This window comes from Achromobacter insolitus, from assembly GCF_002209555.1.
GTDB lineage: Bacteria > Pseudomonadota > Gammaproteobacteria > Burkholderiales > Burkholderiaceae_B > Achromobacter > Achromobacter insolitus.
Genome location: NZ_NJIF01000005.1, coordinates 282597 through 302370, shown reverse-complemented (window position 1 = coordinate 302370; position 19774 = coordinate 282597). Strand labels below are relative to the sequence as shown.

The following is a 19774-nucleotide window of genomic DNA, read 5'->3' as shown; positions in this document are numbered from 1 at the left end:
ATGTTGCGGTTTTTTTCGGGTTTGCGCATCGGCGCGCGCCTGTCAGGCGCGTTTTTGCTGGTGGCGGTAATAGGCGGTGCGATCGGGGCCTTCGGTGTCTGGGGGCTGGCGCGCATCAATGAAATGAACGACCGGCTGTACGACACCGAGCTGCGTGGCATCTCGGACATCAAGGAAGCCAATATCAACCTGATCTACGCGGGCCGGGCCCGCAACGGCTATCTGGCCGCATCCACCGATCAGGAGCGGCAGGCATTGCGCAAGCAGTTCGACGACGCCGTCGCCAACATGGACGGCCTGCGGGAAAAAGCCGCAGCCAATTTCTATTCTGAAGAGGGCAAGCGCCTGCTGGCGCAGTTCACCGAGACCGAGCAGGTCTGGAAGCGCGAATCCGCCGCATTCTTCGCTGCCGCCCAGGCACGTCCGCTGACACAGGCGGATCCGCGCGTGGCCGAGATCGAGGCGCGCGTGATCGCCTCGTCGCAGAAGCTGGACGACCTGATGACGACCCTGGCCAAGGCCAAGGAAAGCGTCGCCGCACAAACGGTGCAGAACGGCACGGACCTGTATGAAACGCTGCGCGCAGTCATGATCCTGCTTGCGGTGATCGGCGTGGCGGTCGGCATGCTGCTGGGCTGGCTGGTGACGCGTGGCATCGTGCGTCCGCTGGAACAGGCGGTGACGGCCGCGCGCCAGGTTGCGGCTGGCGACCTGACGACCGACATCCAGGTTGCCACGCGTGACGAAACCGGCGACCTGATGGGGGCGCTCAAGACCATGAACGAAAGCCTGGCGCGCATCGTCAAGGACGTGCGTGACGGTTGCGAGAGCATCGCTTCGGCCTCGTCGCAAATCGCACAGGGCAACGCCGATCTGTCCCAGCGCACCGAAGAGCAGGCTTCGTCCCTGGAGGAAACCGCCGCGTCGATGGAGCAGCTGACCAGCACCGTGCAGCAAAACGCCAACAACGCCAGCGAGGCTGATCGCCTGGTCAATCAAGCCTCCACCGTGGCGGTCCGCGGGGGTGAGGTCGTGGAGGGCGTGGTACAAACCATGAGCGCGATTTCCGACAGTTCGCGGCGCATTGCGGACATTACCGGCGTGATCGACGGCATAGCATTCCAGACCAACATCCTGGCGCTCAACGCCGCCGTGGAAGCGGCGCGGGCCGGCGAGCAGGGCCGCGGCTTTGCCGTGGTCGCGGGCGAAGTGCGCACGCTGGCGCAGCGCTCGGCCGTGGCCGCGAAGGAAATCAAGGCATTGATCGACGAGTCGGTTACGCGCGTCGAGGGCGGGACGCGTCAGGTCGATGAGGCGGGCCGAACCATGCGCGAAGTGGTGGACAGTGTGCGTCAGGTCGCAACGCTGGTGCGGGAAATCGCCAGCGCTTCGGAAGAGCAATCCGCTGGCATCGGTCAGGTCAACCAGGCCGTGGCGCAGATGGACACGGTGACCCAGCAGAACGCGGCGCTGGTGGAAGAGGCGGCCGCGGCGGCCGCCAGCATGCAGGAACAGGCTACCCGCCTGGCCCAGGAAGTGCGCCGCTTCAAGGTGGAGGCAGGCGGCGGATCTGCCCGCGAAGCCCAGGCCCGCCTGGTGCAGGCTGTGCCCGCGCCGCCGCGCAAGCCCGCGGTCGCCGTGGCGCGCCCCGCGCTGGCGCAAGCTTCGGACGACGACTGGTCGACGTTCTGATCCTGCGCTTTGGGCTGTTGGTCAGGAGCGAATGGTAAGGTTAGCCACTTTCAACCGCGCCGGCTCCTGCCCATGAACCTGCCCGACCCTCTACGCCGGCTTTTGGCCGGCCCGCGCCGATGGGCGCATCGCAAGGTGCGCCAGATCAATCGCCTGTCGCGCAAGAGCGTGCAGATGGGACTGCTGCTCGGAGGCGCTGGCCTGGTGGCGTTGATGTCGCTGGGCTTTGCCTATCTGGCCGACAAGGCGCTGGAGTGGAATCGGGAGTGGGTGGCCTACAACGGCTGGCTGGCTCTGCTGGTCCTGCCCCTGAGCCTGGCTGCCTTGCGTTGGCTGACCCTGCGTTTTGCGCCAAACGCCTCTGGCAGCGGCATTCCCCAGGTCATTGGCGCCTTGTCGCTGCCGCCGGGCCCCAGCCAGAACAGCCTGGTCGCCTTGGGGCAGACCCTCTGGAAGATTCCCCTTGCGTTCTTCGGCATGCTGGCGGGTGCATCGATCGGACGCGAGGGGCCGTCGGTCCAGGTGGGCGCCGCCCTCATGCTGGCCTGGGGCGATTTCTGGAAGCGGCGCGGCGTGCAGCTGCGCGGCTTTCATGCCAATGAACTGATCGCCGCCGGCGCCGCGGGCGGCCTGGCCGCCGCCTTCAATGCGCCGCTGGCCGGTGTCATCTTCGCAATCGAGGAGCTGGGCAGGGGTACGGTGTTGCGTTGGCAGCGGCTGGTCCTGATCGGGGTGTTGGCCTCGGGCTTCCTGGTTGTGGCCGTGGTGGGCAACAACCCGTATTTCGGCGTATTTGGCGGCGCGCCGCTCACCCATGGCATGGTGATGTGGGTGGCCATTTGCGCCGCCCTCAATGGCGCGTTGGGCGGCATTTTCGCCCGCTTGCTCGGCAAAGGGGCGGCCGGCAGCGCTCCGCAGTCCTGGCGTGCCTGGATCCGCGCGCATCCGATCTGGACGGCCTTCATCATGGGGCTGATCCTGGCGGTGATCGGCTTGTCCACGGCCGGCAGCGTCTATGGCACGGGCTATGGCGTGGCGGCGGATCTGCTGTCCGGGAAGGATACGGCGCCGGCCAGCTTCGGCCTGGCCAAGCTGGCCGCGACCGTCGCCTCCTATTGGGCCGGCATTCCTGGGGGCATCTTCACGCCGGCCCTGACCACCGGGGCGGGCATCGGCCATCACATCTGGCAACTGGCGGGAGAGGGCGTCGACCACCGCGTGCTGGTATTGATTTCCATGGCCGCTTTCCTGGCTGCCGCGACCCAGGCGCCGCTTACCGCCAGCGTGGTGGTGATGGAAATGACGGGCAGCCAGCCCATGCTGTTCTGGCTGCTGGTCGGATCCTTGCTGGCCTCTGGAGTGTCGCGCCAGTTCTGCCCGCAACCGTTCTATCACCTGGCCGCGGGGCGTTTCCGCAGGCAGGCCATCGTGGACGCGGCGCGCGCCGCCAGACCGCCCGCGCCCTGATCCCGGCCGCGTGCCCCGTCGCGGTGCCTGGGGGCACGCTTAGGGTGAACAGCCATTGGACACTGTCCGTGGGGCGGACATCCCGCAAGTGCACCAACTTGGCGCGAAAGCGCTGCGTTAAGATCGGCCGATCCGGTTTTTTCTCACTTACTTCGAGCTTCCCATGACCGTGCATGCTTATATCTGTGATGCGATCCGCACCCCCTTCGGCCGCTACGGCGGCGCGCTGGCTTCCGTGCGCCCCGACGATCTCGCTGCCGTAGCCATCAAGGCGCTGGTGGCACGCAATCCCGGCGTGCGCTGGGAAGAACTGGACGACGCGATCATGGGTTGCGCCAACCAGGCCGGTGAAGACAACCGTAACGTGGCCCGCATGGCGACGCTGTTGGCCGGCCTGCCGATCGAAGTGCCCGGCGCCACCGTCAACCGCCTGTGCGGTTCGGGCCTGGATGCCATCGGCAGCGCTGCGCGCGCCATCCGCGCGGGTGAAGCCGGCCTGATGCTGGCTGGCGGCGTGGAAAGCATGAGCCGCGCGCCTTTCGTCATGGGCAAGGCTGACAGCGCGTTCTCGCGCAGCGCCGCCATCTACGACACCACGATCGGCTGGCGTTTCATCAACAAACTGATGAAGGCGCAATACGGCGTGGATTCGATGCCCGAAACGGCCGAGAACGTTGCCGACGATTTCAAGATCAACCGCGAAGACCAGGACTTGTTCGCGCTGGCCAGCCAGCAGAAGACCGCGCGCGCGCAGCAGGAAGGCTTTTTCGACACCGAGATCGTGCCGGTGTCGATCGCCCAGAAAAAGGGCGATCCCATCGTCGTCAGCAAGGACGAGCACCCGCGTGAAACCAGCCTGGAATCGCTGGCCAAGCTGAAGGGCGTGGTCCGCGAAGGCGGTACCGTCACGGCAGGTAATGCTTCGGGCGTGAACGACGGCGCCGCTGCGCTGCTGCTGGCCGACGAAAAGGGTGCCGCCCGTCACGGCCTGACCCCGCGCGCCCGCGTGGTCGGCATGGCCACCGCCGGCGTTGCTCCGCGCATCATGGGCATCGGCCCGGCGCCGGCCACGCTGAAAGTGCTGGCGCAGACCGGCCTGAAGCTGGAGCAAATGGACGTGATCGAGCTGAACGAGGCGTTCGCCGCCCAGGGTTTGGCCGTGCTGCGCCAGTTGGGCATTGCCGACAACGACCCGCGCGTGAATCCCAATGGCGGCGCGATCGCCCTGGGTCACCCGCTGGGCGCCAGCGGCGCGCGTCTGGCTACCACCGCGATCAACCAGTTGCACCGCACCGGCGGCCGCTATGCGCTGTGCACCATGTGCATCGGCGTGGGCCAGGGCATCGCGCTGATCATCGAGCGCGTGTAATCGCCAGAGGCGGCGGGCCGCTTGCGGTCCGTTCCTCGCAGGAACGAAAAAGGGAGCCTTCGTGGCTCCCTTTCCGTTGTTGCGTGATGCCGGCTGGGCGCGGCGCCAGCTTCAGGGCAGGCCGTCCAGCTTTTTGCCGGCCTTGATTCCGTGCTGCTCGAACCAGCCCTGCGCCATTTCGAGGGCGTAGCGCACCGGCTTCTTGGCGCAATGTGGATCCTCGGTCTGGGGCGCCATGTCCTCGATGTTGACGATCGTGCCATCGTCGGCGATAAAGGCAATCGAGAGCGGCAGGATGGTATTGCGCATCCAGAAGCACTGCACGTCGGGCTGTTCGAAGACAAAGAGCATGCCGTCGTTGCCGGGCAGCTCCTTGCGGAACATCAGGCCGTCTCGCCGGGTGGCTTCCGTGTTCGCGACTTCTGCGCGGATAATATGGATGCCGGCCGAAAGTTGGGTAGTGGGCAGAGGGGCTTGCGGGCCAGTCTGTTGCGCGCCGGCAACCGCAGGCAAGGCCAGCGCAATGGAGGCCAGGGCTTTCGGCAGGAGGTTTCTGAAGAACGCTGTCTTGAACAACGTGAGGCTGACAGGAAATAAAACGGCGTTCTTGGGCATGACCTGGCGCAATGAATGAAAAATAACAAGGCGGGGCCCGAAAGCCCCGCCTGAATAATGGCGCAACCTTACCGTTGCGCTTTAAAGGGTAACTCAGGCAGCCGTGATATTAAGTGCCTGTTTGCCTTTGGGCCCCTGAATAATCTCGAAGGCCACTTTCTGGCCTTCTTTCAGGGTTTTAAAACCATTCATCTGGATGGACGAAAAATGGGCGAACAGATCTTCACCGCCGTCGTCGGGCGTAATGAAGCCGAACCCCTTTGCATCGTTGAACCATTTGACGGTGCCCGTCGATTTGGGATTGTCCCCTTGGACGGCGGTTGCGGTCGTATCAGACATGCGGACTGCCTCATTGAATCGTATGTTGACGAAGGGCATCGCGGCCTAGACCCCTGTCCCCCCTCCGGCTTCCTGGCAGATTTTCGATGCGTTGAAAACCCCAGAATGCGTGGATAATGCGCCGCTTTTCTTTGCGGCGTCAAGTATGGAAACTACGCATTTCTACGTGTAATTTTCCGTAAGTTGCACGCTAGCCGTCCCCAGTTTAAATAGAATAGCGGCCCTATGAGTTCTACCTTGGATACCCAGCATGATTTGGCCGTCGAGAAGGCTCCGGCGCGCGCCGCGCCGCCTCCGATGTATCAGGTCCTGCTGCTGAACGACGACTACACCCCGATGGAGTTCGTCGTGAAAGTACTGCAAAAGTTCTTCAATAAGAATCACGAAGAGGCTACGAGGATCATGTTGCAGGTGCATCACGAAGGTCGGGGAGTATGCGGGGTGTATCCCCGGGACCTCGCCGCGACACGCATCGCGCAGGTAGCCCAATACGCACGGGCACGCCAGCACCCCTTGCAATGCGTGATGGAACCCGTCTGAATCCCAGCATCCAATGCGCCGCCTGTCATGGCGGCGTTGTGTTGTCAGGTTATTTTGAAAAGTAGTATCCGCGCACCGGAGAAGCGCGCGGAGTGATCAGGTCGGCAGCTCCGCCGCAAAGGAGCGGTGCGTCTGAATTTGAGTGAGCGGGAGATTTACCGTGAGTGGAAAGATCAGCAAGGCCTGGCTGGCGACAGCCGGGGTCGTTGTATTGGCCGGCGCCATCGGCGTGGGCTGGTGGATGGGCAAGGAACGCCAGCCCGCCAATCCGGCGCCAGCCGTCGTGTCGCAGCCTGCGCCTGCGGCGGGCGGCGGCGACGCCAAGCCGGCCTTGCCTGCCAGCGCCGTGGTTGGCGCAGCCGATCCGTTCGCGGCGCTTTCCTGCCAGCCTCGCCAGTACAACGATACGCTGGCGCTGGCGGTGACTTTCACGCAACCGGTAGACGCCAAGGCCAATCTGGACGGCTTTCTGCAGGTGACGGATACCGGCACCGCGACCGATCGGGACACGGAATCGGCCGCCACCAACGGCGATCAGCCGGCCTCGGTACGGCCGGGCGACTCGGCGCCCAAGGGCAAGATCCTGAAGGGCAACTGGGTGGTGGGCGACAACCCCCGCATGGTTTATTTCCCCTATGTGCAGCCGCAGCGTTCCTACGCGATCTCGGTGCGCGCCGGGCTGCCTGGCGCCGGCGCCGGGGTCAAGCTGGCGGACGCATCGAACTGCGAGGTGAATACGCAGGCCATGCCGCCGTCGTTCTATTTCGCCAGCCGCGGCGTGGTGTTGCCGGCCGGGCAGAATGGCGGCCTGCCGGTGGCCACGGTGAACGTGTCCGAAGTGGACGTGCAGTTTCTGCGCGTGTCGCCGGAACGCGTGCCGGAGCTGTTCGACACGGTTCTGGGCGTGGGCCGCAGCAGCGCCTCCGCCGATGAAGAGGATGACGGTGACAGCGAAGAGGACGGTTGGCGCTATTCCGACAATCGCAGCCTGAAAGGCTCGGTCAGCAACTGGGACCTGGACCGCCTGAATTCGCTGACGACCAGCGTCTATCAAGGCCGCTTCCTTACCGACGATAAGCCCAACCGCCGTCATGTGACGTTCTTGCCGGTCGAAGGCATCAAGGAACTGCAGGAGCCTGGCATCTACATCGCGGTGATGAGCCAGCCTGGCCGTTTCCGTTACGAATACCAGGTGACGTATTTCTACGTCAGCGACATCGGTCTGCACGCGCGCCGCTACAGCGACCGCATCGAGGCGTATTCCGTCTCCCTGAAGAGCGGCACCGCGATCTCGGGCGCCGTGTTCGAACTGGTCGACGGCGCAGGCAAGTCGCTGGCCAAGGCCGCCGCGGATGGCCAAGGCCATGTGCGCTTTGACGGCAGTTTCGCCAATGCGCGCGTCATCCGCGCCTCGCGCGACAAGGAAATGACGGTACTGGCCCTGGGCGAACCCGCCCTGGACCTGTCGGAATTCGATACCGGCGGCCATATTTCCCGCCCCAACAACCTGTTTGTCTATGCCGGTCGAAATCTGTACCGCCCCGGCGAAACCTTCAATGTGTCGGTGCTGCCGCGCGACCTGGACGGCCGCGTGCTGACGCCGTCGCCCCTGACCGCCACCATCAAGCGCCCCGATGGCCGCACGGTGTTGACCACGCTGTGGCAGCCCAGGAAGGACCTGCCGGGTTACATCGAGCGCAGCATCGATCTGCCCCTGGACGCGCAGACGGGCACCTGGATGCTGGAACTGCGCGTGGACCCCGCGTCGCGCGCGCCGGACGCGTCCTGGAAGTTCCAGGTCGAGGAATTCCTGCCCGAGCGCATGAAAATGGCGCTGACCTCCGGACAGGAAGTGCTGTCGCCGGACGAAACCCTGACCGTGGACGTGCAGGGCGACTATCTCTACGGCGCGCCCGCCGCCGGCAACCGCCTGCTGTCCAGCTTCCAGGTCAAGCGCGACCGTTATGCGCTGCCCCAGGAATGGCCAGGCTTCATTTTCGGCGACGTTGCCGACGATGCTCGCCGCCACTTCGAGGAACTGCCCGAAACGGCTCTGGACGACAAGGGCCGGGGCGAACTTGAGGTCGATCCTCGCACCAGCGGCACGCGTTCGCCCATGAAGGTGCGCGTGTCGGCCAGCCTGCTGGAATCCGGCGGCCGCCCCGTGGTGCGCTCGATCGAGCGCAGTGTCTGGCCCGCCGATCGCCTGATCGCCGTGCGTCCGCAGTTTGACGGCGACGTGGCCCGCGAAGGCGCGCCCGCCGGTTTTGAAGTGCTGCGCGTGGATGCGCAGGGCAAGATCGCGCCGCTCGCTCAGGCGCAAATGCGCCTGTACCGCGAAGAGCGCCAGTATTACTGGCGTTTCGATGACCAACGCGGCTGGAACAGCGGCTATACCGAAACCGAGGAATTGGTGGATTCGCGCGAAATCGCGCTGAACGACCGCGCCCAGCTGACCGTGCCGGTGAAGTGGGGTCGTTACCGCCTGGAAATCGCGGATCCGGAAACCGGCCAGACCATGCGCTACCGCTTCTATGCGGGCTGGAACGCGCAGGACGCCGATGCCATGGGCAACCGTCCCGACCGCGTGCAGATGAAGCTTGAAGGCGTGCCGGCCAAGCCGGGCGATACCGTCAAGCTGACCCTGACTCCGCCGCATGACGGCCAGGCGCTCATCACCGTCGAAGGCGACCGCATGCTGTGGTCGACCTGGGTGGCCGTGAAGGCGACGGGCACGCAGGTCGAGATCCCCGTTGATAAAAGCTGGAAGCGTCACGACCTGTACATCGCGGCTGCGGTGTTCCGTCCCGGTAGCGAAGGCGATCGCGTGACGCCGGCGCGCGCGCTGGGCCTGACCTTCCTGCCCATTGCCAGCGCCGACCGCAAGCTGGACGTCAAGCTGACGGCCGCCGCCAAGGCCGTGCCGGAGACCAAGACGACCGTGCGCGTCAAGGTCGACGGCGCCCAGGGCAAGCAGGCCACGGTGACCCTGTCCGCCGTGGACGTCGGTATCCTGAACATCAACCAGTACCGCACGCCCGACCCGCTGGATTACTTCTTCGGCAAGCATCGCTACGCGCCCGAATTGCTGGACATGTACGGCAAGCTGATCGAGAAGATGGACGGCACCAAGGGCAAGCTGAAGTGGGGCGGCGACGCCGCCATGCGCGGCGACAGCAAGAGCCTGCCCAAGAAGGTCAAGCTGGTCGACCTGTTCTCGGGCCCGGTGACGCTGAATGCGCAAGGCGAGGCGGACATCCCGCTGGACCTGCCCGACTTCAACGGCACGCTGCGCCTGATGGCGGTGGCGTTCACGCCCGACAACTATGGCAGCACCGACACCGAAATGGTGGTGGCGGCGCCCATCGTGGCCGAGCTGAACACGCCGCGTTTCATTACGCCGGGCGACCAGGCTGCGATCGCGCTGGATGTGACCAACCTGAGCGGCGCCGAACAGAAGGTGACGGTCAAGCTTGAAGCGCTGGACCCATTGGGCATTGTGGACGGCGTCAAGACCGTGACCCTGAAGGACAAGCAGCGCACCACGCTGCGCTTCACTGCGACCACCACGGGCTCGTACGGCCTGGGCCTGATGCGCCTGACCGTCGACGGGCAGGGCGGTGGCAAGCCCGTGCGCATCGTGCGCGAGTCCGTGCTGCAGGTGCAACCCGCCTACGCGGCGGAGCGCCAGGTGCGCCGCTTGCGCCTGAATCCGGGCGAGACCAACGCGCCGCAGGCGTCTTGGGTGGCTTCCTACTACCCTGATTCGACCACGGTCAGCATGACGGTATCGAACCGTCCGCCGATCAACGTCAACCGCCTGGTCGAAGGACTGCTCAACTACCCCTACGGTTGCACCGAGCAGACCATCAGCGCGACCCTGCCGTGGGTCATGCTCGATGAGGCCGCGGCCAAGCAGTTCGGCCTCAAGCCGCGCACGCAGGCCGAGCGCGAAGCCAAGGTGGCCGGCGCGATCGGCCGCCTGGCGGGCATGCGCAATGCCGTCGGTTCTTACAACCTGTGGAGCAGTTCGTCCTCGCGCGACGTGTGGCTGACGGCCTACGCCGTCGGCTTCATGCAGGACGCCCGCGACAACGGTTTCGAAGTGCCTGAAGCATCGCTGGACCGTTCGCGTCAGTGGCTGCTGGAGCAGGTGCAGCAGAGCTCTGGCGCGTTCGGCACCTGGTCGGCCAACCTGAAGCGCAATGTCGAATCCGGACGTTACGATTCCAACGACGCCAACATTCTGCGGGAAGATCACCGCCGCTTTGCCGGCCTGGCCACGGCCGCCCTGGCGCTGGCGCGCGACAAGAAGGCGCCGCTGTCCACGGTGCGCCAGCTGTACGACAACTACCAGGAGCGTGCCCGTTCGCCGCTGCCGCTGGTCCAGCTGGCGGCAGCGTTCAAGCTCATGGGCGACGAAGGGCGCATGAAGAGCGCGCTCGATCAGGCCATGGCGCGGGAGTACGGTTTGAACACCCGCCGCAACTCCGGCTATTACGACGAATGGCTGGGCGACTATGGCAGCAGCGTGCGTGACTACGCGCTGGCCTATGCGATTGCCAACAAGTACGAGCTGCATCACGAGCGCCTGGACAACTTGCTGACGCAGTTGGCTTCCCGCCTGGGTAACCGCTCGTACCTGTCGACGCAAGAGCAGATGTCCCTGCTGCTGGCCGCCCGGGCCATGGGCGGCGACAAGGCCACGCCCTGGTCCGCCACGTTGACCGTCAACGGTTCCACCAAGGCGCTCGCTGGCGGCACCAGCGACCAGACCGTGTCGCTGTCGGCGGCCGATCTGGCCGGCGTGCAGTTGCTGAACACCGGCAGCCAGTCCCTGTTCGTCGAATACGACATCCAGGGCAGTCCGACCACCGCGCCCGCGCCGCGCAATGACGTGATCCAGCTCAAGCGCGGCTGGTACCGTCCGGACGGCCGCCCGTGGGATGGCGGCAGCCTGCAGACCGGCGACATGCTGGTGGTGTGGGTGCAGGCCAGCGCCAACCAGAACATTCCAGATGGCTTGCTGGTGGACCGCGTGCCGGCGGGTTTTGAAGTCGAAAACCTGAACCTGTCGCAAAGCCCCGAGATGCAGGAATGGACCATCGGCGGACGCCGCGTTGCGGAAGCCATGTCCGATCCCAACATCAAGCACCGCGAATTCCGCGACGACCGTTATGTGGCCGCTGTGTCGCTGGGGCGCGGCAAGGTGGACGTGTTCTACCTGGTGCGGGTGGTGACGCCGGGCCGCTACGCGGTGCCGTCGACGGTGGCCGAAGACATGTACCGGCCTGAGATCCGGGGCGTAGGCGAGCAATGGAGCACGGTAGAGATCCGCGATCGCGGCGCCAAGCGTCCTTGAACCCCGCCGCCACCCCCGTGGCGGGCGCCTCGAGCGCCCGCCGCTGGCGGCGGCGAGGAATCTTCGCGGCCAGCGCGTTGTTTGCGCTGGCCGCGTTGTTATTCACGCTGGACCGCCTGTATCCCTTGCCGCCCGTTGATTCGGGCGGTGCGGCCGTTGTCGTTGCCGCCGACGGCACGCCGTTGCGCAACTATCCCAGCCGCGACGGCATCTGGCGCTACCCGGTCAAGCCTGATCAGGTGTCCGAGCGCTATCTGGAAACACTGCTTACCTACGAGGACCGCTGGTTCTACTGGCATCCGGGCGTCAACCCGGTGGCGATGGCGCGCGCGGGCTGGCAGTGGGCCACCAACCGCCGCATCGTATCGGGCGGTTCCACGCTGACCATGCAGGTTGCGCGGCTTATCGATCCGGAGTTGGCCGGCAAGCCTTCACGCTCGATGTCGGCGAAGTTGCGGCAAGCCTGGCGCGCGATCCAGCTGGAAATGCATTACAGCAAGGACGAAATCCTGTCGCTGTACCTGACCCACGCGCCCATGGGCGGCATCGTGGAAGGCGTGGAAATGGGTTCGCGGCTGTGGCTGGGCAAGCCAGCCCGGGACCTGAGTCCGGCGGAAGCGGCGATGCTGACGGCCTTGCCGCAGGCACCGTCGCGCCTGCGTCCCGACCGGCATCCGGACGCCGCCCAGGCCGCGCGGGACAAGGTGCTGGACCGTATGGTCGAACTCGGCCGCTGGACGCCGGCCGAGGTGGCCGACGCGAAGATCGAGAATGTGGTCGCGCCGCCGTTGCGGGCGCGCTGGCTGGCGCCCCTGGCCGCCCAGCGCCTGCTGCAGGAAGCGGGCAGCCAGCGCTCGGCCGGCCGGCGCCCCGGCGAACGGCCGGCCGTGATCACGTCCACCCTGGACGCCGACATGCAGGCGTCAGTGGAACGGATGTTGCAAGACCGGGTGGACGGCTTGCCGCCCAAGGTGTCGATGGCTGTGTTGGTGATGGACAACGACACGCTGGAGGTCAAGGCCTACGCAGGCTCAGCCGATTTTTCCGACGAGAGCCGGGCCGCCCACGTGGACATGGTGCGAGGCGTGCGTTCGCCGGGGTCCACGCTCAAGCCTTTCCTGTATGCGCAGGCGCTCGATGAGGGCCTTATCCACTCCGAAAGCCTGCTGATCGATGCGCCGATGTCATTTGGCGGTTACGCGCCAGGGAACTTCCAGGCGGCTTTCGCCGGTCCGATCAGCGTGGCCCAGGCCTTGCAGCGCTCGCTCAATGTCCCGGCCGTGGACCTCCTGGATCGCGTCGGACCCAGCAGTTTCGCCTCGGCCATGCTGGCCGGCGGGGTGCGGTTACGTTTACCTGCCGGCGCGGAACCCAATTTGAGCTTGATTTTGGGCGGGGGTGGCACCACATTGGAAGAACTGGTGGGCGCTTACCGGGCCCTGGCGCGCGGTGGCGTCTCCGGGCGGCCCCGCCTGCGGGCGGAGCAGCCTCGGGTCGAGTCCCGTATGATGAGCCCTGGCGCGGCCTGGATCGTCCGGGACATCCTGGAAAGCGGCGGGCACCCTGACCGGCCGTTTTACCAGTCTGGCAGTCCGGCGCGGCAACTGGCCTGGAAAACCGGGACGAGTTTCGGATTCCGGGATGCCTGGGCCGTCGGAGTGACCGACAGGTGGACGATCGGCGTCTGGGTCGGCCGTCCCGACGGCACGCCCAACCCCGGATTTTTCGGGGCAAACGTGGCGGCGCCGCTACTGCAGGATATTGTGTCGGCGTTGCCGGAAGGCGCGCAGCAGGTCCGCGTCAGGCCCGAAACGGTGCAGGCGGCGGTGACATGCTGGCCCTTGGGCTACAAGCTCGGCAGCGTGCCGTCCGGAGAGTGTCCGGAACAGCGCGCGGCCTGGGTGCTGAATGAAACGGCGCCGCCGTCGTTTGCCGGCTACGCCGATGCCTCGCGCGGTCCCTTGCGCCTGGGCGGCGTGGCCACCGGTTCGGTGCTGCGGCCAGTGCCCAGCGCACGCCAGGTGGCGCTGGACGTGGATGTGCAAGGAGCAGAAGGCGAAGTATGGTGGATGCTTGACGGGCGCGTGGTTGGTCATGGCGCGTCGGGTCATCCGTTTAATTTAGTGCTGGCCATGGATGGCCGGTATACGCTTACCGTCATGGATGCGCAAGGCCGCCACGACAGAGTGGTTTTTGAAATCGCTGGCGTTACGCCATGATCGGCATAGAATATGAATCGTGTATTTGCCCGCTTCGATGCGTTACGGAGGAAGCGTGATTTCTCAAGAGCTTGAAGTCAGCCTGCATATGGCTTTCGTCGAGGCCCGTTCGGCCCGGCATGAATTTATTACCGTCGAGCATCTGCTGCTGGCGTTGCTCGACAACGCTTCGGCCGTTGAAGTGCTGCGCGCCTGCGCTGCCAACCTGGATGACCTGCGTCGCAACCTGCGCCAGTTCGTCTCGGAGAACACCCCGGTCATCCCCAGCGGAGCCGAGGTCGACACGCAGCCCACGCTGGGTTTCCAGCGTGTGATCCAGCGCGCCATCATGCATGTATCCGCGGGAGGCACGGGCAAGAAGCCCGTCACCGGCGCCAACGTGCTCGTGGCCATTTTCGGCGAAAAGGATTCGCATGCCGTGTACTACCTGCAGCAGCAGGGGGTGACGCGGCTGGATGTCGTCAATTTTCTGTCGCATGGCATTACCAAACAGCCCCAGGTGGAGTCCGCGGCCGTGCAGAAAGAGCAGCAGACCAATGGTGAAGAACAGGGCGAATCTCGTCAGTCGCCGCTGGACCAGTACGCCACCGATTTGAACGCCGCCGCGCTGGCCGGACGCATCGATCCCCTCATCGGGCGCGAGCACGAAGTCGAGCGCGTGATTCAGGTGCTTTGCCGCCGCCGCAAGAACAACCCGCTGCTGGTCGGCGAGGCTGGCGTGGGCAAGACGGCAATCGCCGAAGGCTTGGCCTGGCGCATCACGCGCGGCGAAGTGCCGGAAATCCTGCAGGCCGCGCAGGTCTATTCGCTGGACATGGGCGCCTTGTTGGCGGGCACCAAATACCGCGGCGATTTCGAACAGCGCCTGAAGGGCGTGCTCAAGCAGATTCGCGGCAATCCCGACGCCATCCTGTTCATCGATGAGATCCACACCCTGATCGGCGCCGGTTCGGCGTCGGGGGGCACGCTGGACGCGTCCAACCTCTTGAAGCCGGCCTTGTCTTCCGGGCAGCTCAAGTGCATCGGCGCGACCACCTATACCGAGTACCGCGGCGTCTTTGAAAAAGACCATGCGCTGTCGCGCCGTTTCCAGAAGATCGACGTGGCCGAACCCAGCGTCGAGCAAACGGTGCAGATCCTGCGCGGCTTGAAGAGCCGCTTCGAGGAGCACCACAGCGTGCGGTACTCGTCCGCCGCATTGTCAGCCGCTGCCGAATTGTCGGCCCGCTTCATCAATGACCGCCACCTGCCGGACAAGGCCATCGACGTGATCGACGAGGCCGGCGCCGCGCAGCGCTTGCTGCCGCGTTCCCGCCAGAAGAAGGTGATCGGCAAGGTGGACATCGAGAACATCGTGTCCAAGATTGCGCGCATCCCGCCGCAGTCCGTCTCCAACGACGACCGCAGCAAGCTGGCGACGCTGGACCGCGACCTGAAGACCGTGGTCTTCGGCCAGGACAATGCCATCGAAGCCCTGTCGGCCGCCATCAAGATGGCGCGTTCGGGCCTGGGCAAGCCGGAAAAGCCGATCGGCGCCTTTCTGTTCTCCGGCCCCACCGGCGTGGGCAAGACCGAAGTCGCGCGCCAGCTGGCGTTCACGCTGGGCGTGGAACTGCTGCGTTTCGACATGTCGGAATACATGGAGCGGCACGCAGTGTCGCGCCTGATCGGCGCGCCTCCGGGCTACGTCGGTTTCGACCAGGGGGGGCTCCTGACCGAGGCCATCACCAAGCAGCCGCATTGCGTGCTCCTGCTCGATGAAATCGAAAAAGCGCACCCGGATGTGTTCAACATCCTGCTGCAGGTCATGGACCATGGCACGCTGACCGACAACAACGGCCGCAAGGCGGATTTCCGCAACGTCATCCTGATCATGACGACCAACGCGGGCGCCGAAACCTTGAATCGTCCGTCCATCGGTTTCGCCAATTCGCGTGTGGTGGGCGACGAAATGGCGGAAATCCGCCGCATGTTCACGCCCGAGTTCCGCAACCGCCTGGACGCGATCATCCCGTTCGCGCCGCTGGACCGCGAAATCATCCTGCGTGTGGTGGACAAGTTCCTCATGCAACTGGAAGACCAACTGCACGAGCGTCGCGTGGAAGCCATTTTCACCACGGGGTTGCGCGAGCATCTCGCCAAGGAAGGGTTCGATCCGCTGATGGGCGCCCGCCCCATGCAGCGCCTCATTCAAGACACCATCCGGCGCGCGCTGGCCGACGAGTTGCTGTTCGGCAAGCTGGTCGATGGCGGCACGGTGACGGTGGACCTGGACGAGGAGGGCAAGGTCAAGCTGGACTTCGACGAGAACGGCAAGCCGCCTTCGTCGGATGCGCCTGACAAGCAGGAAGTCGAATTGGTCGACTAGGGTACTCAATGACCGCGGACCGCCAGCCGCTGATCGAGTGCGAACACTGCGCGAGCATCTATCGCCGGCATCAGCTTGAACCTGGAGAGACCGCCAATTGCGCCCGCTGCGGTGCCATTTTGTGGCGCTACAGCGGGCTTACTTTGTCCAATTGGCTGGCGCTCGCCATTTCCGCCCTCATCGTGTTCGGGGTGGCCAATGCCTATCCCGTCGCGTCCATGTCCGTGCAGGGCATGACTCAGCAAGCGTCCCTGCTGGACGCCATTTCCATTACCTGGCGCCAAGGGCATTGGGTTGTGGCCGTCATGACGGGCCTGGCCGGCTTCGCGCTGCCCATGTTGCAGCTGAGCGTGCTGCTGTGGGTGCTGGGGCCGCTATCGCGCGGACGCGAGCCCGCGGCCTTTCGCACGGCCATGCGCCTGTTGGGGGTGCTGCGGCCCTGGTGCATGGTTCCGGTATTCCTGCTGGGAGTGCTGGTGGCCGTGGTCAAGCTGGCCGGCATGGCGGCCGTGGCGCCGGGCATCGGGCTGGCCGCATTCGGCATTCTTACCATTCTGCTGACTATGCTGGGGCGCCTGTCGCCCCATGTGCTGTGGCGTTATGCCGAGTCGGTGGGCGTTGTGCCCGTGCACGTGCCGCAAGCGGGGCCCGACACCGTGCTGACCGGATGCCATGTCTGCGGCCAGGTGCAGGCCGTGCCGCGCGCGGGCGATCCGGAAGAAGAACACCATTGCGTGCGCTGCGACGCCCAGGTGCACTACCGCAAGCCCGACCATCTGGCGCGCACCTGGGCGCTATTGCTGGCGGCGGTGGTGTTCTACATCCCCGCCAATGTATTGCCGGTGATGCAGGTCAGTTCCGTACTGGGTGACAGCGCCCACACTATCCTCGGTGGCGTGGTCGAGCTCTGGGAAATGGGCTCCTGGGATATCGCGCTGATCGTATTCATCGCCAGTGTGGCGGTGCCCCTGACCAAGCTGTTGGCGCTTATCCTGCTGCTCTTGACGGAGCAATGGCGCAGCACCACCAACCTGCGTCCGCGCACGCGCTTGTATCAAATGGTGGAGTTCATCGGCCAGTGGTCGATGCTGGACGTTTTTGTCGTTATATTGCTGGCGGCCTTGGCCGATTTCCAGGGCTTGATGGAGATCAGCGCCGGCGCGGGCGCAGCAGCCTTCGGCGTGGTCGTGATCCTGACCATGCTGTCCGCCATGAGTTTCGACCTGCGCCGGAGCTGGGATCTTGAAGAACAAAGTGAAATAGAATCGCCACCGGTGGAGGGCGGGCGCCAATCGGCGCCTGTTGCCGGCAAGGAAATGGGCTAGGAAGCGCCGCGGCTTCCGTCCACGAACAAGGAAGAGTAGATGTCCGAGCAAGCACCCGGATCTGGTGAAGAGAAGTTCGCGTCACCGGCGATCTCGCGCAAGAAGAAGAGCCGGATTTCATGGATCTGGCTGGTGCCCATCGTGGCGGCCCTGATGGGGTTGTCGCTGGTCGTGCGGACCTGGATGCAGGCCGGGCCGGACATATCCATCTCATTCAACACGGCCGAAGGGCTGGAAGTCGGCAAGACCCAGCTGCGCTACAAGGACGTGAACATCGGCACCGTGAAGTCCATTGGCTTCAATGAAGACCGCAGCAAGGTGGTGGTGCAGGCCGAGCTGTCCAAGGACGTGTCGGACCTGGCGCGCGAAGGCACCAACTTCTGGGTGGTGCGCCCGCGTCTGGATGTGAGTGGCGTGTCCGGTCTGGGCACACTGCTGTCGGGCGCCTATATCGGCGTGGACGCCGTCGAAGGCAAGGATAGTTCCAAGAAGGCGACCAAGCTGCATTTCGAAGGTCTGGAAGTGCCTCCGGCCGTCACGCATGACCGGGCCGGCAAGCGTTTCAAGCTCAAGGCGTCCGACCTCGGGTCCCTGGATATCGGCTCCCCCGTGTATTTCCGGCGCATCAACGTCGGCCGCGTGATCGGCTACGCGCTCGACGAAACCGGCAAGGCCGTGAACGTGGAAGTATTCGTGGACGCGCCCAACGACAAATTCGTTACCCAGGGAACGCGCTTCTGGAACGCCAGCGGCGTCGATTTCAGCGTCAATGCGGACGGACTCAAAGTGCGCACGCAATCGCTGGTGTCGATGGCGGTGGGCGGCGTGGCATTCGAGCCCGTCCTGACCGCGCGCGATTCCGGCAAGCAGGCGCAGGCCGACGCGCAGTTCGACCTGTATGCGACCGAGGCTGCCGCCAAGGCCAACCCGGACGGCGAAGCCTTCCCCATCCGCATGCGCTTTGACCAGTCAATCCGCGGTTTGACGGTGGGCGCGCCCATCGACTTCAGCGGTATCACGCTGGGCAACGTCACCCAGATCAACATGGACTTCGATCCGGTGGCCAAGCGCTTCTATTCGCTGGTGGACGCCACCTTGTATCCGGAGCGCCTGGGCCGCGTGTTCGACGAAGTCCGCGAACGCGCCGTGAAGGACGGCGACGTTGCCGGCGGCCGTCTGCTGGGCGGCATGGTCAAGCACGGCCTGCGCGCGCAGCTGCGTACCGCCAATCTCCTGACCGGCCAGCTGTATGTGGCGCTGGATGATTTCCCCAACGCCAAGCCGGTCGAATTCAAGATGTCGGATCCCGCCATGATCCCGACGGTGCCCGGCAACCTGGACCAGCTGCAGCAGCAGATCAGCAATATCGTTGCCAAGATCGAGAAGATACCGTTCGACAAGATCGGAGAGGACCTGCGCACCACGCTGGCCAGTACCTCCAAGCTCATGAACCGCCTGGACAAGCAAGTCGCGCCGGAAGCGCAGAACATGCTCAAGCAGGCCAAGGAGTCCATGGCGCAGGTCAATGCGCTGCTGGCCTCCGACGCTTCCCTGCCGGTCAACACGGAGAAGGCGATGCAGGAACTGGGCCGCGCGGCTCGTTCGCTGCGGGCCTTGGCCGACTTCCTGCAAGCTAATCCCGAGGCCTTGTTGCGCGGCCGCGGCCCAGACCCGATCCCCGGCGCCGGTCCTGTCAGGAACTGATACCCATGAATAGACGCCCATTCCCCTGCGCCCGCCAGGCGAGCTCGAGTTCCGAGCAAACCCGTGCCGCGGGCAAGCGAGTCTCCCGTTTGCGCCCGGTCCTGTCGTTGCTGGCGCTGTCGGCAGCGCTGGCTGGCTGCGGCGCCTCCTCTCCGGTGCATTACCACACTCTGCAAGCGCCGGCCGCCCAGGCGCCAGCCGCCAGTGTGGCTCCGGCCAGCTTCCTGATCGAGGTGCAACCCGTCAATATCTCGACGCAGGCGGACCAACCCCAGTTGATGGTGCGCACTGGCGAGGGCAGCTTGTCGGCGCTCTATTCCGAGCGCTGGAGCTCGCCGCTGGGCGACGAGCTGCGCGGCGCCCTGTCGGATGCGTTGAAGCGCGAGCTGGGCGCGCTGGACGTGCAACTGGTCAAGCCGGGGCCGGGCGCCGCGGTCTGGCGGGTGCAGACCGACGTGCAGCGTTTCGAACTGGAGCCGGGACGCATGGCCCAGCTGGATGCAACCTGGCGTGTGCGGCCGGTCAATATGAAGGGGTCCGGCCTGCTGTGCCGCAGCGTGGTCACGGAATCGGTGACGGAAGACAGCGTGCCTGCGCTCATCGCCGCGCAACAGCGCGCGGTGGTCAGCCTGGCTGGCGCCATGGCTACGGCCATCCGAGGGCAAGCGCCGGGGGGCTCGGCTGCAGTCCAGATGCTGGGGTGCGCGGCGCTCAAGGATTAGCGCGAAAATTCCTTCTTGATCTCAAGTGGTTAACCTAGGGTTAACCATAGTG

At 65.2% G+C, this 19774-nt stretch carries 12 protein-coding genes; 10 read left to right on the top strand and 2 right to left on the bottom strand.

The annotated features are described in order from the left end of the window. The 3 genes from CEY08_RS19165 to pcaF all read left to right on the top strand — a co-directional run bounded on the left by CEY08_RS19165 (window position 1) and on the right by pcaF (window position 4528). Window positions 1–1692, top strand: a complete 1692-nt coding sequence (locus tag CEY08_RS19165; RefSeq protein WP_076814392.1) for a methyl-accepting chemotaxis protein — start codon at window positions 1–3, stop codon at window positions 1690–1692. A 72-nt stretch (window positions 1693–1764) separates the two neighbouring features. Further along, window positions 1765–3159 (top strand): chloride channel protein, encoded by a 1395-nt coding sequence (locus CEY08_RS19160; protein ID WP_063961011.1) that lies wholly within the window; start codon window positions 1765–1767, stop codon window positions 3157–3159. 163 nt (window positions 3160–3322) lie between these two features. Continuing rightward, window positions 3323–4528 carry a 3-oxoadipyl-CoA thiolase gene (gene pcaF, locus CEY08_RS19155; RefSeq protein ID WP_042794195.1) on the top strand — a complete coding sequence of 402 codons (1206 nt, stop codon included), beginning with the start codon at window positions 3323–3325 and terminating at the stop codon, window positions 4526–4528. Between the two features lie 111 nt (window positions 4529–4639). Here pcaF and CEY08_RS19150 read toward each other — a convergent pair whose 3' ends face one another. Together CEY08_RS19150 and CEY08_RS19145 are read right to left on the bottom strand one after the other, a co-directional pair. Beyond that, window positions 4640–5143 carry a DUF192 domain-containing protein gene (locus tag CEY08_RS19150; protein WP_076814391.1) on the bottom strand — a complete coding sequence of 168 codons (504 nt, stop codon included), beginning with the start codon at window positions 5141–5143 and terminating at the stop codon, window positions 4640–4642. A 93-nt stretch (window positions 5144–5236) separates the two neighbouring features. After that, a complete protein-coding gene (locus tag CEY08_RS19145; RefSeq protein WP_006220277.1) occupies window positions 5237–5482 on the bottom strand; it encodes a cold-shock protein in 246 nt (81 codons plus the stop codon). A gap of 225 nt (window positions 5483–5707) precedes the next feature. Between CEY08_RS19145 and clpS the strand changes: the two genes are divergently transcribed. The 7 genes from clpS to CEY08_RS19110 all read left to right on the top strand — a co-directional run bounded on the left by clpS (window position 5708) and on the right by CEY08_RS19110 (window position 19722). After that, entirely contained in the window at window positions 5708–6022 is a 315-nt protein-coding gene (gene clpS, locus CEY08_RS19140; protein ID WP_006383989.1) for an ATP-dependent Clp protease adapter ClpS, read from the top strand. 160 nt (window positions 6023–6182) lie between these two features. Beyond that, on the top strand, window positions 6183–11384 hold the full coding sequence (locus CEY08_RS19135) for an alpha-2-macroglobulin family protein (protein ID WP_088607755.1): 5202 nt from the start codon (window positions 6183–6185) through the stop codon (window positions 11382–11384). After that, window positions 11381–13603: a penicillin-binding protein 1C gene (pbpC, locus tag CEY08_RS19130; RefSeq protein WP_088607754.1), complete on the top strand. Its 2223-nt coding sequence runs from the start codon at window positions 11381–11383 to the stop codon at window positions 13601–13603. Before CEY08_RS19135 ends, pbpC begins: the two co-directional genes overlap by 4 nt. A 55-nt stretch (window positions 13604–13658) precedes the next feature. Continuing rightward, window positions 13659–15971, top strand: a complete 2313-nt coding sequence (gene clpA / locus CEY08_RS19125) for an ATP-dependent Clp protease ATP-binding subunit ClpA (protein WP_063642516.1) — start codon at window positions 13659–13661, stop codon at window positions 15969–15971. A gap of 8 nt (window positions 15972–15979) precedes the next feature. Beyond that, a complete protein-coding gene (locus CEY08_RS19120; RefSeq protein WP_063642373.1) occupies window positions 15980–17296 on the top strand; it encodes a paraquat-inducible protein A in 1317 nt (438 codons plus the stop codon). Between the two features lie 39 nt (window positions 17297–17335). Beyond that, the gene (locus tag CEY08_RS19115; protein ID WP_042794192.1) at window positions 17336–19000 is read left to right on the top strand and encodes a PqiB family protein; all 1665 of its coding nucleotides are present in this window, start codon (window positions 17336–17338) and stop codon (window positions 18998–19000) included. Between the two features lie 5 nt (window positions 19001–19005). Then, window positions 19006–19722: a PqiC family protein gene (locus CEY08_RS19110; protein ID WP_084738569.1), complete on the top strand. Its 717-nt coding sequence runs from the start codon at window positions 19006–19008 to the stop codon at window positions 19720–19722. Window positions 19723–19774: the final 52 nt, after the last annotated feature.